Raw genomic sequence first — 13,174 nt, forward strand, 5'->3', positions numbered from 1 at the left:
CATGTCGAATGTGCTGGTAAAGCGCCTGACGCGAACATGCTCACCCGCCGTTATTGTGGTCTGGATGGTCTTCATGCAATTGCCGATGGGTCTGGTCATGGCCCTGTTCGACTGGCAGCCGGTCGTATGGGGCAATCTGCCCTGGATCGTCGTCGCTGGCATCGCCGGGCTCAGCGCGCATTACACCATGGCGCGGGCCTTCCTGTATCTGGACGCAACGGTCGCAATCCCGATCGACTTCCTGCGCGTGCCACTGACTGCGCTTGTCGGCTTTTCCTTCTACGCAGAGACGGTCAGCATCTGGCTGTTCGTCGGGGCAGGTATCATTCTGGCGGCGAATTACTATGCCTTTGGGGCTGAACGACGCAGAGCGCGCGTGGCGCGCGCCCTGTCCGTGCCAGGCTAGGCCCAGAATTAAAAAACGCGGCCCACATGGGCCGCGTTCTTGTTCTTCGATCGAAACCGGATCAGCGCTTCGAGAACTGGAAGCTGCGGCGGGCCTTGGCCTTACCGTATTTCTTCCGCTCGACCACGCGGCTGTCGCGGGTCAGGAAGCCAGCGGCTTTCAGCGCGGCGCGCAGCGACGGCTCGTGCAGTTGCAGCGCTTTCGAGATGCCGTGCTTGACCGCTCCGGCCTGACCGGAAAGACCGCCACCGGTCACGGTTGCGACGACGTCATACTGACCGGCAACGCCAGCAACGTCGAAAGGCTGGCGCAGGATCATCTGCAGAACCGGACGCGCGAAATATTCGTTCATCGGTTTGCCGTTGACGGTGATCTTGCCGGAACCGGCTTTCACCCAGACGCGAGCGACAGCGTCTTTACGCTTGCCGGTTGCATAAGCGCGGCCGTGCTGATCGCGCACCGGCTCACGCGGGGCGGCAGCAGGCGCTGCAGCGGTTTCGTTTTCGGCACCAGCGGGGGCCGCGGTTTCCGTGACCACGTCTTTCAGCTGGTCGAGGGATTTGATGTCTTCGGCCATGATTACGCGCTCCGGGTGTTCTTCTTGTTCAGCGGCTTGACGTCCAGGACTTCAGGCTGCTGAGCTTCATGCGGATGTTCGGTGCCGGCATAGACGCGCAGATTTGACATCTGCTGCTTGCCCAGCTTGTTGCGCGAGATCATGCGTTCGACCGCCTTGATCACCACGCGCTCGGGATGCGCACCTTCCAGCACCTGACGTGCGGTGCGGTGCTTGATGCCGCCCGGATGGCCGGTGTGCCAGTAGTATTTCTTGTCATCGCGCTTGGCGCCGGTCATCTGCACCTTGTCGGCGTTGATGATGATGACGTTGTCGCCCATATCCATGTGCGGGGTATAGGTCGGCTTGTGCTTGCCACGCAGGCGCATGGCGACGAGGGAGGCGAGACGGCCCAGAACGACGCCCTCTGCGTCGATCAGGATCCACTTCTTCTCGATCTCCGCCGGTTTTGCGGTATAGGTCTTCATGTCGCTGCCCTTTTGGGGGTTCAAATTCGAGATGGCGGTATATCGGTGATAGATCGCCTCAGGTCAAGCGACACAACTCAACAATAATCGTTTAAAAACAAATGGTTGAAAAATAGGTATTTAAATACCACATCATAACACACCTTTATTGCGGGCTTTTCGGCGGAATCGCATAGGTCATCGAGCATCGCGCGACAGGCTCCCCTACCCCTTCCGAAAAGATCAGCGTGTCTGCGATGGCAAGATTGCGACCCAGCTTCAGCACCCGGCATTCGGCCCGCAAATTCTGACCCGAGGCGGGCTTTCGCATGAAATCTATCGACGCGTTCGTCGTCACCGCCAAGGGCACCTTGCCGATCCGGGACAGAATCGCGCAATAGATGGCAAGGTCGGCCAATGCGAACATCGACGGGCCGGAAACCGTGCCACCGGGTCGCAAATGCGCATCTTTCACACGCAGTTCCGCGACCAGAACATCCTCCTGGGCACGCAAAACGCTGAAATCGGGCGCGACCTGCGCAAAGTCCTCTGCCAGAAACGCATTCAGCGCGTCCGCATCCATCTTCAATCCCACGGCTTTCCCCCCGTCCATCTTTGTGCCTATGCTGCGTCAGGCAGAGGGAGGAAAGCAACGATGTCCGAACTGATCTTACGCAACGACACAGGGCATGTGGTGCGGCTGGTTCTGAACAGCCCGAAGAACTTCAATGCTTTGTCTGCCGAAATGATCGCGGCCCTTTACACGACTCTCGCCTCTGTCAGCGCGGAAGAGGACGTCCGCGCGATCATTATCGCCGCCAATGGCAAAGCGTTCTGTGCCGGCCACGACCTCAAGCAAATGCAGGCCGCCCGCGCAAATCTTGACCGTGGCCGGGCCGGATTCGCGGCGCTGTTCGATGGCTGCGGTCAGTTGATGCAGCTTATCAGTTCGCTGCCCCAGCCCGTCATTGCCGAAGTTCAGGGTGTCGCAACTGCCGCCGGTTGTCAGCTTGTCGCATCATGCGATCTGGGCGTCGCGGCCAAAGCAGCAAAGTTCGGCGTCAATGGCATAGATATCGGCCTGTTCTGCTCTACCCCAGCGGTGGCGCTTTCACGTGCGATTCCGCGCAAAGCCGCCTTTGAGATGCTGGTGACCGGAAAATTCATCACCGCGACAGAGGCCGCGCGCCTTGGCCTGATCAACCGTGTTGTCGCCGCTGAAAAGCTTGAGGCCGAAGCGATGGAATTGGCACAGCAAATCGCGACGAAACTTCCCTCTGCCATCGCAATGGGCAAGCGTGGTTTCTACGAACAACTGGCCCATGAAACGTCCGAAGCCTATGAGGCCGCCGAGGACACGATGTGCGCCAATATGCTGCTTGCCGAAACGGATGAAGGCATCAGCGCCTTTCTTGAAAAGCGTAAACCAGCCTGGGCGAGCTAGCGCCGCCGGATCGTTTGCATCGCGCGCGCCCAACCGCCGGGAACCAGCAAAAAGCACGACAGGAACCCGATCCCGAAGCCGGAGATTTCGGCGATCCATGCATAGCCCGCATTGCCGAAAAGCAGGCCGAACACCAGTTGGAACAGCAGCAGCATCCCGATCAGCGTAAAGGCCCGCATCCGGTTGGCATCCTCCATCCCCAGCCGGACCCAAAGCAGGAATGTAAAGGCACCGACAAAGCCGTAGACCGCCGGATAGCCGCCGATCAGCGGTGCCAGCGGCAAGCCACTGGTGACGCCGAACAGCGTGTAGACGGCTGCCCCGCCGATGGATGAACCGAAGAAAAGTGCCACGACCGCCCAGGGCCGGAACTGCTCTGCCACCATCTTTCCAAGCGCCAGAGAGAAGACGATCACTAAAAGCGCATGTGTGACAGACTCGTGGATAAACGGGTATGTCAGCACTCTGGCGGCCTGACGGGCGCTGAAGACCCCCAGCTCCATCATCCGCACGGGCAGCTGCGGATAGTAGGCCGTCATCTCCAACGCATTCAGGCGCATGCCAATGCCCTGCGCCCCGCCGATCAGCCCGATCGCGCCCAGCCCGAACACGGCTTCGGCCGCGATCATTGGCAGCACAAGCGCCCAGACAACGGGCGGAAGGGCGTTTATGGGCGATTCATCATATCCGGGGCGCATTTACGTCTCCTGCTCAGGGCGGTTGCGCCCGGTTGTCCGCAGGGTTAAGCCACCTTCACGGATTTTCCAAGCAGGCACGATATGACCGACGCCAAGACCCAACGCATCTTTTCCGGCATCCAGCCTTCGGGCCACCTGACCCTCGGCAACTACCTGGGCGCGCTCAGGCGCTTTGTCGAACGTCAGGACGAGGGGATCGAGACGGTTTACTGTCTCGTCGATCTTCATGCGATTACGGTCTGGCAGGACCCTGACTCGCTGCGCCAGCAGACGCGCGAAGCGGCGGCCGCGTTCATGGCGGCGGGTATCGACCCTGCGCGTTCTATCCTGTTCAATCAAAGTCAGGTGCCGGCTCATGCGGAACTCGGCTGGTTGCTGAACTGCGTGGCTCGCATGGGCTGGATGAACCGCATGACCCAGTTCAAGGAAAAGGGCGGCAAGAATGCTGAAAAGGTCAGCCTTGGCCTCTACGCCTATCCTGCCCTGATGGCGGCCGACATCCTGGCCTATCACGCGACGCATGTTCCCGTCGGGGAGGATCAAAAGCAGCATGTCGAGCTGACGCGCGACATAGCGGCGAAGTTCAATCACGACTACGGCGTGGACTTCTTTCCCATGCCGGAGCCAGTAATTGAAGGGGCTGCGACGCGTGTCATGTCGTTGCGGGACGGTTCGAAGAAGATGTCTAAATCCGATCCATCGGATGCCAGCCGGATCAACCTGACCGACGATGCCGACACCATCGCACAGAAGTTCCGCAAGGCGCGGACCGATGCCGAACCCCTGCCCGGCAGCATGGACGAGCTGAAGGACCGGCCAGAGGCGCGGAACCTTGTCAATATTTATGCGGCTTTGTCCGGCGAGACACAGGATGAAGTGCTTTCACAATTCGACGGCAAAGGTTTCGGCGACTTCAAACCGGCGCTTGCGGATGTGGCTGTATCAGTCCTCGGTCCGATTTCCACCCGGATGACGGACTACCTTTCCGACGCCACCGAGATTGACCGCATCCTGGGCGAAGGCGCGGTGAAGGCCGAGGCGATCTCTGCCCCCGTCGTCGCGAAAACGCGCGAGATCATGGGCATGATCCTGTCGCGATAAGGGGCGAAAACGGGCATATAGAACACGTATATTTCGCATACATATCGCGTATATAATCTGTATATACAAAAGCGGGTCGGGGGAATCCTCCGACCCGTTTGATTTTTCGTCATTAGGGCGGCCGGTCGCGGTGACGCCGCTCGGCTGAGGCGTTAAAGGTAACCCACATCAAGGAGCTGGAGCCGTCGCATCTGGCCCGAAGCTATCCTTCGCTCGCAGCAGCATGACGCCAAGCGCCGACATGAATGGGCCGACAGTGGACGATCGCAACGCAACGCTACGCAAGAAAGTTGTACTATGCGTAGTTAGTGCCCTTGGCTTATTCCTGCCAAAATTGCAGCAATACAGCAGTATAATCAGCTGTAACCAAAAGGCTCTCTAAACATAGTTGCGGGATATTGTTTTGATGCGAATAATCGACTTGGAAGCTTCTGAAGCAAAGGCTTACCTCGAAAAATCAGAATGTTACTTCCGGTCGGATTTTCCCCCATATATCAGCTTTGAAGATATTTTAAAGGATACTGCAGCGGTCTTGGGTGGCGACACCTACCTCGCCTTTCAGAAGCCAAACCCCGACCGTGCAGTTGATATGTCTGGCGTCAACTATGAACTTCTAAGCACCAAAGATGGTCGCTTTGCCTGGCGACCGTTCGAGCTCATTCACCCAGCCATTTACATCACATTGATTAAGATCTTCTGCGAAGAGGAAAACTGGAGGTTGCTGCAGGACCGATTCAAGCAACTTCACTCAGGTGTAGTGGAATGCACCAGCTTTCCGATGGCGTCCAATGGTGAAGATAAACATGATGCTGTTCAAGTTCGCAATTGGTGGTTGCGATATGAGCAACGCTCGTTAGAGCTATCTATGAGCTATACACACCTACTAAAGACTGATGTCTCTAATTGCTATGGATCGCTCTATACTCATAGTATTGCATGGGCCTTGCACGGATACGAGGCCGCCAAAGTAGCCAAAAAAGACTATAGCTTACTTGGAAATCAGATCGATTTTCACATTCGCAATAGCCGCTACGGCCAGACGAATGGAATCACCCAAGGCTCTGTTCTGATGGACATTGTCGCCGAATTAGTGCTGGCTTACGTTGATCACCTAGTCACCATTAAACTCAGCGGCGAAAAGGACTTTCATATCCTTAGGTATCGCGACGACTACAGCATTTTCACACTGAATGATCAGCGAGCATCTGAGATTGTCAGAGTCCTTAGTGACTGCCTAAGAAAGGTTGGAATGCAGCTTGGCGCAGCAAAAACTTCTGTCAACAGCAATATCATCGAGGGTGCGATCAAGCCCGAAAAGCTGGCAGGTGTGCAGCTCGAAGACATGGATATCACACAAGCTAAGACCGTTCAGAAGCAGCTTCTGCGACTACATGCTTTTGCTCGCCTCTATCCCAACACTGGCGCAATCAAGCGGCTAGCGGATAGCGCGTTCCAAAAGATATCGAAGATCACCGAGGCTCCCGAAGATCTGCGCGTACAAGTGGCGATTGCTTGTGATATCGCGGTGGTTTCTCCTGGTGCGTTCCCTGCCATTTCTGGCATTCTTGCCAAACTGATTTCGCTCGCACCAGAACCGGACCGCCCGGAAATGTGGAGCAGCGTAGCAGATAAGATGACGTGGATACCGCATAACGGCCATCTCGAGGTTTGGCTACAGCGAGTCACGAAGGCGAAAGGTGTCGGGCTATCTTTTGAAAGCACAGAGCCGATTTGCAAAATTGTCAACGGCGAGTCTGTCCAACTCTGGAATAATGACTGGATTAACAGTCAAGACCTACTTCGGGCCCTTGATGTTTCTAAGATCGTTGTCAGCAGTCCGGGAGACCTCGATCCCGTTCCAGATACAGATGAGCTTTCGCTTTTCCGCGAGTACGCCGAATTCTCCTAATTACGATGCAGCTAAGTAAGCTTGTGTCAGCCTCTTTGAAGGTCGGATCGCTGCCGTTCGCCTAGGACGCAGCGAAGGTCCGTTTCCCGCCCGGACTCCGCAATTGCAAGAATTCAGACTAAATTAGCGAGGGCCGGGTCCCCCCGGCCGCTCCCTTTCTCACTCATCAATATCCGACAGTCGCGGCCCCGGCCCTGCGCGGGTCGGATGCGCCGAGCAGATAGCCGGTCTCGGGGTCTTTCATCACAGATTGGGTAGAGCCCATGACCTCTTGCAGCGACACTGTGTGGCCCTTGGCGGTCAGGGCGCGTTGGGTGTCGATGCTGATGCCTTCCTCGATCCGCAATTCCTCGGGCAGCCACTGGTGGTGAACGCGCGGTGCGGTGGAGGCCTCGGCCACATTCATTTCATGGTCGATCATGTTCATGATCACCTGAAGCACGGTGGTGATGATGCGTGCGCCGCCGGGAGAGCCGGTCACCAGCCAGACCTCGCCATCCTTGTTGACGATGGTCGGTGTCATGGATGAAAGCGGGCGCTTGCCTGCCTCTACGGCGTTGGCATCGCCGCCGAGCAGACCGTAGGCATTGGGCACACCAGGCTTGGCAGAGAAGTCATCCATCTCGTTGTTCATCAATACGCCGGTGCCCTCGGCGACAAGGCCAGAGCCATAGCTGAAGTTGATCGTGTAGGTGTTTGAAACCGCGTTCCCTTCACTGTCGATGATCGAATAATGCGTGGTTTCGTTCGATTCATATGGTGTCAGATCAGCAGGTGCGATGTTTTCGGAAGGTGTGGCAAAGGCCTGATTGATCTTTGCCCGCATATCCTCGGCGTAGTCCTTGCTGATCAGCTCATCAATCGGGACATCCACAAAGTCCATATCGCCCAGATATTCCGAGCGGTCGGCATAGGCGAGCTTCATCGCCTCGGCCATGAGGTGGATCGTCTCGGCCGAGTTCTCGCCAAGTGCACCGATCGGATAGCCTTCCAGTGCATTCAGGATCTGGATCAGGTGGATCCCGCCCGAGGAAGGCGGAGGCATGGAGACGATTTCATAGCCGCGATAGCTGCCCTTGATCGGTTCGCGCATGACGGCCTTGTAATTGGCCAGATCCTCGACGGTCATATCGCCGCCCGCTTCGGTCACGGATGTGGCAATGGCTTCGGCAACCGGACCGGAATAGAAGCCGTCCGGACCCTGTTCGGCAATCGCCTTCAGGGTGGTGGCAAGATCAGCCTGAACCAGCTTATCGCCGGGGCGGTAAAGCTCCCCACCTTCTTTATAGAAGATCGAGGCAGCGGACGGGTATTTGGTCAGCCGGTCCTTCAGCGCCTCCAGACTGTCGGCGAGATCGGGCGTGACGGTGATGCCTTCCTCGGCCAGTTTGATCGCGGGGGCGATGACATCGGCCCATTCCATCGAGCCATATTCATCAAGCGCCATTTTCATCCCGGCAACGGTGCCCGGAACGCCGGAGGCCGCGCCCGAAAAGCGAGAAAGCTCGCTGTCGGCATCGCCATTGGCATCAAGGAACATATCGCGCGTGGCGCTTGCAGGTGCCATTTCGCGGTAGTCGATGGCGTGGGTTTCGCCGGTTTCCGCGTCATGCACCAGCATGAAGCCGCCACCGCCAAGGTTGCCTGCGCGGGGCAGCGTCACGGCAAGGGCGAAGGCCACGGCGACGCCCGCGTCGATGGCATTGCCGCCCTGGGCCAGGATGTCACGCCCGACCTCTGCGGCGATCCGCTCTTGCGCGGAGACCATGCCGTTTTCGGCCCAGACGGGATGCACCCGGTCCATGCCGGAATAAATCGCCGCCTCCTGTGCGGCGGATGGCAGCGCCGCAGCCGTGGCCAGCGTCAGCACAAGCGAGCCGCCGAGCCGGATGTTTCTCATCATATTCATGATGACACCTCCCTGATTTCCGTTGATATGAAACCTCAGTCGAACCGCGTTCTGCCCCAAGGTCAAGTCGCGTTTACCAATCCTGCCCCAAGGACTTAGTTTTGCCGGGTGAGCCGCTTTGCACCGTCAAGGATGCTGAGCACGGGCCGATCAATCGCCTGCGCCAGTGCCTGCGCATAGGGCGGCAGGTTGCCGCATTCCAGCAGGACGGTTGTCACTTCGGGATGGCTGCGGATCAGTTGGCGGCCTGCGCAGATGACCGCCGCCTGCATCGCAGCGCGATCGAAGTGATTCGGCTGAAGGCTTTTCGGGGCAAGAAACACCCGTGAGAATTCCGGCATGTGGTCCAGACCCATGATGCGGATGCAGGGCGGATCTATTCTGGCGGCAGCCAGTGCGTTCGGGCCCAGGCTGGCCGCCGATGCCGTCAGAATGCCGATGACCTGATCCGGCTGCGCGGCCTGCAATTGCGCCACCATGCTCAGCGCAGAGAGCATGACCGGGATTCGGACAGCCTGCGCTATCTCATCCTGCATGGAAATCAGGAATCCGCAGGTCGAGGTGATGAGGATCGCGCCCTCGCCTTCCATATCCCGCGCGGCGGCGATGAAGCGCTCTGCAAGCGCGGCCGAGGGGCGGCCATCGCGCACGATCAGCGGACTGTCCGCGCCTTCGACGATGCGGATGCGGGCCGGGATGTGGTAGCTGCCCGGGTTCCCGGCATCGCCTGCAATGCGCGGGAAGCGCGTGTCGAGGCTGAGGACACCAATAAACCCGCTCATCCCGGTTCCGGCCTGTCAAGGGCGCGCAGGATGATGGGCGAAGCGTAAATCGGGATCTGGGCCATCGCGACGAACAGGCTGAAAGTCGGGTCGGGCGGAAGCGCGGCCAGCATCAGCGCGATATTGCGGTTGCCAAAAACCAGCCCGAGTGTGCGGGCTTTGGCCTGACCAAAGGGCCGCGCCGCAAGCGCCCGGATCAGCAGGTTCGCCCCAAGGTTCAGCGCCAGTGCCAGCAGTGCCAGCCAAAGGGCGAGGCCGGGCTGCGCCATCGCCTTTTCGCGAACCCCATCCATCAGCGGAAACAGGAAGGCCATCATCACCAATGCGCCCAGCCCGTCCAATGCCTTGCCCTGCGCGGCAATGCGGTTCGGACCAAGGATGCGGCGCAGCGCAACCCCTATGGCGATACCGCCCAAAAGGATCACCGCGACACGCAACGCGATCCTTGCGGGCTCGACAGACAGATCTATGCCCGAGGCAGACAATGCGAGCGGCACGAAAAGCGGTGCCAGCATATTGCTGGCCAGCATCCAATAAAGCGCCAGCCGCGCCTCATAGCCCAGCATCAGCGCGATATTCCCCGCAGAGTTCAGCACAGGTGCTGCACAGAATGCCGCCAGCACCAGCAACGTGCCGCTGCTGAAGCCGGCGCGTTCCCCAAGCCCGGTCAACAGCAAGGCCGCACCGATCTGAAAAAGTGCCATCCCGACGATCAGCGCCGGAAGATAGCGCGGATCGGTCAGGTCGGACATGATCGAGGCCAGGTCCAGCCGCGACAGCGCCAGCCCGATCAGCAGCGCGATCAGAAGTGGCAGCAACGGCACGAAAGCCGCATGCGGGATCGGCAGAAAGGGAATGACCAGCAGGCCCGACAGCAACAGCAGCCGGGCATGGCGCCCCGCCCATTCCAGCACATGGATCAGGATCAATTCGGCGCCTGCTTCATCGCCTCTGGCAGCCATGTCGCGAGTTGCGGGAACATGACCAGCACGCCGACCATGACGACCATGATCAGGAACATCGGCAGGGCCGTGCGGGCGATATAGCCCATGTCATGTTTCGTCATGCCCTGCAGCACGAACAGGTTGAAGCCGACCGGCGGGGTGATCTGGGCCATCTCGACCACCACCACCACGAAGATGCCGAACCAGATCATGTCGATCCCCGCGCCGCGCACCATCGGGTCGATAATCGCCATGGTCAGAACGACCGCCGAGATTCCATCAAGGAACATGCCGATGATGATGTAGAACACCGTCAGCGCCGCGATCAGCGCGATGGGCGAAAGCTCCATACCACCGATCCATGCGGCAAGCGTTCGAGGCACGCCGGTAAAGCCCATCGACAGGGTCAGGAAGCTGGCCCCCATCAGGATCAGCGCGATCATCGCGGATGTGCGGGTCGCGCCAAGCAGGCTTTGGCTGAAGCTTTCCCATGTCAGCGAACGCTGGACAGCAGCCAGAACAAGCGCACCGACGACGCCGAAAGCCGCGGCCTCTGTCGCGGTGGCGATGCCGATATACATCGAGCCGATCACCGTGACGATCAGCAGGATCACCGGAATCAGCAGCACCGAGTTTTTCAACGCTCCGACGAAGCCCAGCCGAGGCTCTGCCGCGGGCCTCTGATCAGGGCGGGCGATGGACCAGCCTGCGATATAGAGCATGAACATCGCCGCCAGCACGAGGCCCGGCAACACACCCGCCATGAACAGCGCGGTGATGCTTTCCTTGACCGTGACCCCATAGACGATCAGCGTCAGCGAGGGCGGGATCATCAGGCCAAGCGTTGCAGCCCCCGCAAGCGTACCGATGATCATGAATTCGGGATAACCGCGCCGGCGCAGTTCCGGGATGGACATTTTGCCGACCGTCGTCAGCGTGGCGGCAGACGAACCCGACACGGCAGCGAACACCGTGCAGCCGACGACATTGGTGTGCAGCAGGCCACCCGGCAGGCCGCGCAGCCACGGGGCCAGACCCTTGAACATGTCTTCCGACAGGCGGGTGCGGAACAGGATCTCTCCCATCCAGATGAACAAAGGCAGCGACGTCAGCGTCCAGCTTGAGGAACTCGTCCAGACGGTGATCGCCATCGAACTGCCCGGATTGCGCGAGGTGAAGCCGATCATGCCCATATAGGCCACGCCCATCAGCGCCAGCCCGACCCAAATGCCCGTGCCGAGCAGGAAGAACATGACGAACAGGAAAATGCCGATTTTCAGCCCCGTGGCGTCACGGTCAAAGCCGGTCATCAGATGGATCGCGGCATAGACGACCAGCAGGAAGGCCGCCAGCAGCGCGAAACGCAGCTTACGGTCGGTTAGCCGGTCAGGCGACATGGCTTCGCGAGGCGGGTCGACGCCAAGGCTGTCGGTCGTCAGTATGCGGATCAGATTGTCGATCATGGCCACGGCCATGACGCTGGCGCCAATCGCCATCGATAGTTGAGGGATCCACAGCGGCGTCGCATCCTGCCCTTGCGACACGTCACCGAAACGGTTGCTGATGATGGGCGTCTGAATCGCGTTCCAGGCGAAGAAGATCATCACCAGCGTGCCAAGCGCATAGCACCAGATTTCAAAGCCGCGCCGCCAGTTTCCGCTGCGGTCGATGACCAGCCCGACACGGATATGTTCGTTGTGAACGAAGGTATAGGCCAGCCCGAAGAAAGAGGCAGAGGCCATCGCATATCCGGCATAGGTCGCGCCGCCCGGCAGCAGCCCCCCCGACCAGCGTGCCACCATCTGTGTCACGACAATGCCGAGGATCGCCAGAAGCGAAAGCGCGGCAATATAGCCGCAGGCGGTGTAGATGGCGTCAATTGCGCGGCGCATGGGTTCCCCTTGGCAGAATGGCCGGCACGCCCCTGCGCACCGGCCATGTTCGCTCTGGCTGCGGATGCAGCCGTTTTGCTTATTCGGCGCGGAATGCGTCGATGATGGCCTTGCCCTGATCGCCCGTCGCCTCCAGCCATTCAGCCGTCATCTCTTCGCCGATACCGGCCAGATCCGCTGCAAGCTGCTCGCCCGGTTCGGCAACGTTCATGCCATTCTCTGCCAGCGTCTCAAGGAAGCCACCGCTCAGCTCTGCGGCGGTTTCCGAACCGCGCGTCTGTGCGGCTTCGGCGGCTGTCGTTACGCAATCGCGCTGCTCTGCCGGCAGGGCTTCCAAAGCGTCGGTATTGGCGAAAACCGTGTTGCGGGGCAGCCATGCCTTCACATCGTAGAAATGGCTCATATCCTCCCACGCCTTTTCGTCTACGCCCGTCGAACCGGACGAAATCATCGCAGCAACAACGCCGGTCGCAAGCGCCTGCTTCAGCTCTGCCGCTTCAACCTGCGTGGGGACCATACCAGCCAGTTCGGCAACACGCGCGGTGGAAGAGTTATAGGCCCGGAACTTGATGCCGGACATGTCCGCGACGCTGTTGACTTCCTTGTTGAAATACATCCCCTGCGCGGGCCACGGCACGGAATAAAGCAGCGTCAGTCCCTGACCGGCCATCATCTCTGCCAGCACGGGCTGGGCAGCGGCGCGAAGTTTCTCTGAAGCCTCGAAAGAGCTTGCGAGGAACGGCACGGAATCATAGCCGAACAGCGGGTCTTCATTGGCATGGGCCGACAGCAGACGCTCACCGATCTGCGCATCGCCGGTCTGCACCGCACGCTTGATCTCATCGCCCTTGAACAGCGAGCCCGAGGGATGAACGGTGATTTCCAGCTCTCCGCCGGTGCATTCCGCGACCTCTTCGGCAAAGGTGACTGCGTTTTCCGTGTGATAGTTGTCCGCAGGATAAGCGACGGGCATATCCCAGCTTTCGGCCTGCGCGGCGGTCGCAGCGACGATCCCGGCAGCGACGAGTGCGGCAAAATTCATCTTCATTTTTTTCCCCTCTGTTGG

General features: G+C 59.4%; 13 protein-coding genes and 1 pseudogene (1 of these 14 only partly in view). 4 read left to right on the forward strand and 10 right to left on the reverse strand.

Going from position 1 to position 13,174, the window contains the following annotated elements; all coding sequences use genetic code 11:
• A protein-coding gene (locus PAF20_RS10965) for a DMT family transporter (RefSeq protein WP_271070676.1) crosses the window boundary here: on the forward strand, positions 1–406 show its final stretch. It extends 500 nt beyond the left edge of the window; 406 of the gene's 906 nt are visible here — the last part of the coding sequence; its start codon lies beyond the left edge, outside the window; it ends in the stop codon at positions 404–406.
• 61 nt (positions 407–467) lie between these two features.
• On the opposite strand, the gene rpsI is transcribed toward PAF20_RS10965, so the two are convergent.
• The 3 genes from rpsI to PAF20_RS10980 all read right to left on the reverse strand — a co-directional run bounded on the left by rpsI (position 468) and on the right by PAF20_RS10980 (position 2,042).
• Positions 468–983 (reverse strand): 30S ribosomal protein S9, encoded by a 516-nt coding sequence (rpsI, locus tag PAF20_RS10970; protein ID WP_271070677.1) that lies wholly within the window; start codon positions 981–983, stop codon positions 468–470.
• Positions 984–985: 2 nt separating this feature from the next.
• The gene (gene rplM / locus PAF20_RS10975) at positions 986–1,450 is read right to left on the reverse strand and encodes a 50S ribosomal protein L13 (protein WP_271070678.1); all 465 of its coding nucleotides are present in this window, start codon (positions 1,448–1,450) and stop codon (positions 986–988) included.
• 145 nt (positions 1,451–1,595) lie between these two features.
• Positions 1,596–2,042, reverse strand: a complete 447-nt coding sequence (locus PAF20_RS10980; protein WP_271070679.1) for a PaaI family thioesterase — start codon at positions 2,040–2,042, stop codon at positions 1,596–1,598.
• 42 nt (positions 2,043–2,084) lie between these two features.
• On the opposite strand from PAF20_RS10980, the gene PAF20_RS10985 reads away from it, so the two are divergent.
• The gene (locus PAF20_RS10985) at positions 2,085–2,873 is read left to right on the forward strand and encodes an enoyl-CoA hydratase (protein ID WP_271070680.1); all 789 of its coding nucleotides are present in this window, start codon (positions 2,085–2,087) and stop codon (positions 2,871–2,873) included.
• Here PAF20_RS10985 and PAF20_RS10990 read toward each other — a convergent pair.
• Positions 2,870–3,571 carry a rhomboid family intramembrane serine protease gene (locus tag PAF20_RS10990; protein ID WP_271070681.1) on the reverse strand — a complete coding sequence of 234 codons (702 nt, stop codon included), beginning with the start codon at positions 3,569–3,571 and terminating at the stop codon, positions 2,870–2,872. The two genes, PAF20_RS10985 and PAF20_RS10990, sit on opposite strands and share 4 nt — an antisense overlap.
• Before the next feature lie 81 nt (positions 3,572–3,652).
• Here PAF20_RS10990 and trpS point away from each other — a divergent pair, with 81 nt between their 5' ends.
• A complete protein-coding gene (gene trpS, locus PAF20_RS10995; protein WP_271070682.1) occupies positions 3,653–4,672 on the forward strand; it encodes a tryptophan--tRNA ligase in 1,020 nt (339 codons plus the stop codon).
• A 406-nt stretch (positions 4,673–5,078) separates the two neighbouring features.
• Entirely contained in the window at positions 5,079–6,581 is a 1,503-nt protein-coding gene (locus PAF20_RS11000; RefSeq protein ID WP_271070683.1) for an RNA-directed DNA polymerase, read from the forward strand.
• A 166-nt stretch (positions 6,582–6,747) separates the two neighbouring features.
• Here PAF20_RS11000 and ggt read toward each other — a convergent pair whose 3' ends face one another.
• The 6 genes and pseudogenes from ggt to PAF20_RS11030 all read right to left on the reverse strand — a co-directional run bounded on the left by ggt (position 6,748) and on the right by PAF20_RS11030 (position 13,156).
• Entirely contained in the window at positions 6,748–8,490 is a 1,743-nt protein-coding gene (ggt, locus tag PAF20_RS11005; RefSeq protein ID WP_271070684.1) for a gamma-glutamyltransferase, read from the reverse strand.
• Between the two features lie 95 nt (positions 8,491–8,585).
• Positions 8,586–9,272 (reverse strand): aspartate/glutamate racemase family protein, encoded by a 687-nt coding sequence (locus tag PAF20_RS11010; RefSeq protein WP_271070685.1) that lies wholly within the window; start codon positions 9,270–9,272, stop codon positions 8,586–8,588.
• On the reverse strand, positions 9,269–10,234 hold the full coding sequence (locus PAF20_RS11015) for a hypothetical protein (protein WP_271070686.1): 966 nt from the start codon (positions 10,232–10,234) through the stop codon (positions 9,269–9,271). Before PAF20_RS11015 ends, PAF20_RS11010 begins: the two co-directional genes overlap by 4 nt.
• A complete protein-coding gene (locus PAF20_RS11020; protein WP_271073310.1) occupies positions 10,198–11,526 on the reverse strand; it encodes a TRAP transporter large permease in 1,329 nt (442 codons plus the stop codon). The genes PAF20_RS11015 and PAF20_RS11020 overlap by 37 nt, the downstream gene beginning before the upstream one ends.
• 135 nt (positions 11,527–11,661) lie before the next feature.
• A pseudogene (locus tag PAF20_RS11025) lies at positions 11,662–12,108 on the reverse strand (TRAP transporter small permease); the annotation flags it as partial.
• 79 nt (positions 12,109–12,187) lie between these two features.
• Entirely contained in the window at positions 12,188–13,156 is a 969-nt protein-coding gene (locus PAF20_RS11030; RefSeq protein ID WP_271070687.1) for a TRAP transporter substrate-binding protein, read from the reverse strand.
• Positions 13,157–13,174 lie beyond the last annotated feature (18 nt).

This window comes from Paracoccus albus (genome assembly GCF_027913035.1).
Taxonomy (GTDB): domain Bacteria; phylum Pseudomonadota; class Alphaproteobacteria; order Rhodobacterales; family Rhodobacteraceae; genus Paracoccus; species Paracoccus albus.

Bases quoted from the DNA above. Each gene is read 5' to 3' on its own strand.
- rpsI (WP_271070677.1), bottom strand. From the start codon at position 983: ATGGCCGAAGACATCAAATCCCTCGACCAGCTGAAAGACGTGGTCACG.
- rplM (WP_271070678.1), bottom strand. From the start codon at position 1,450: ATGAAGACCTATACCGCAAAACCGGCGGAGATCGAGAAGAAGTGGATC.
- PAF20_RS10980 (WP_271070679.1), bottom strand. From the start codon at position 2,042: ATGGACGGGGGGAAAGCCGTGGGATTGAAGATGGATGCGGACGCGCTG.
- PAF20_RS10985 (WP_271070680.1), top strand. From the start codon at position 2,085: ATGTCCGAACTGATCTTACGCAACGACACAGGGCATGTGGTGCGGCTG.
- PAF20_RS10990 (WP_271070681.1), bottom strand. From the start codon at position 3,571: ATGCGCCCCGGATATGATGAATCGCCCATAAACGCCCTTCCGCCCGTT.
- trpS (WP_271070682.1), top strand. From the start codon at position 3,653: ATGACCGACGCCAAGACCCAACGCATCTTTTCCGGCATCCAGCCTTCG.
- PAF20_RS11000 (WP_271070683.1), top strand. From the start codon at position 5,079: ATGCGAATAATCGACTTGGAAGCTTCTGAAGCAAAGGCTTACCTCGAA.
- ggt (WP_271070684.1), bottom strand. From the start codon at position 8,490: ATGAATATGATGAGAAACATCCGGCTCGGCGGCTCGCTTGTGCTGACG.
- PAF20_RS11010 (WP_271070685.1), bottom strand. From the start codon at position 9,272: ATGAGCGGGTTTATTGGTGTCCTCAGCCTCGACACGCGCTTCCCGCGC.
- PAF20_RS11015 (WP_271070686.1), bottom strand. From the start codon at position 10,234: ATGGCTGCCAGAGGCGATGAAGCAGGCGCCGAATTGATCCTGATCCAT.
- PAF20_RS11020 (WP_271073310.1), bottom strand. From the start codon at position 11,526: ATGACCGGCTTTGACCGTGACGCCACGGGGCTGAAAATCGGCATTTTC.
- PAF20_RS11030 (WP_271070687.1), bottom strand. From the start codon at position 13,156: ATGAAGATGAATTTTGCCGCACTCGTCGCTGCCGGGATCGTCGCTGCG.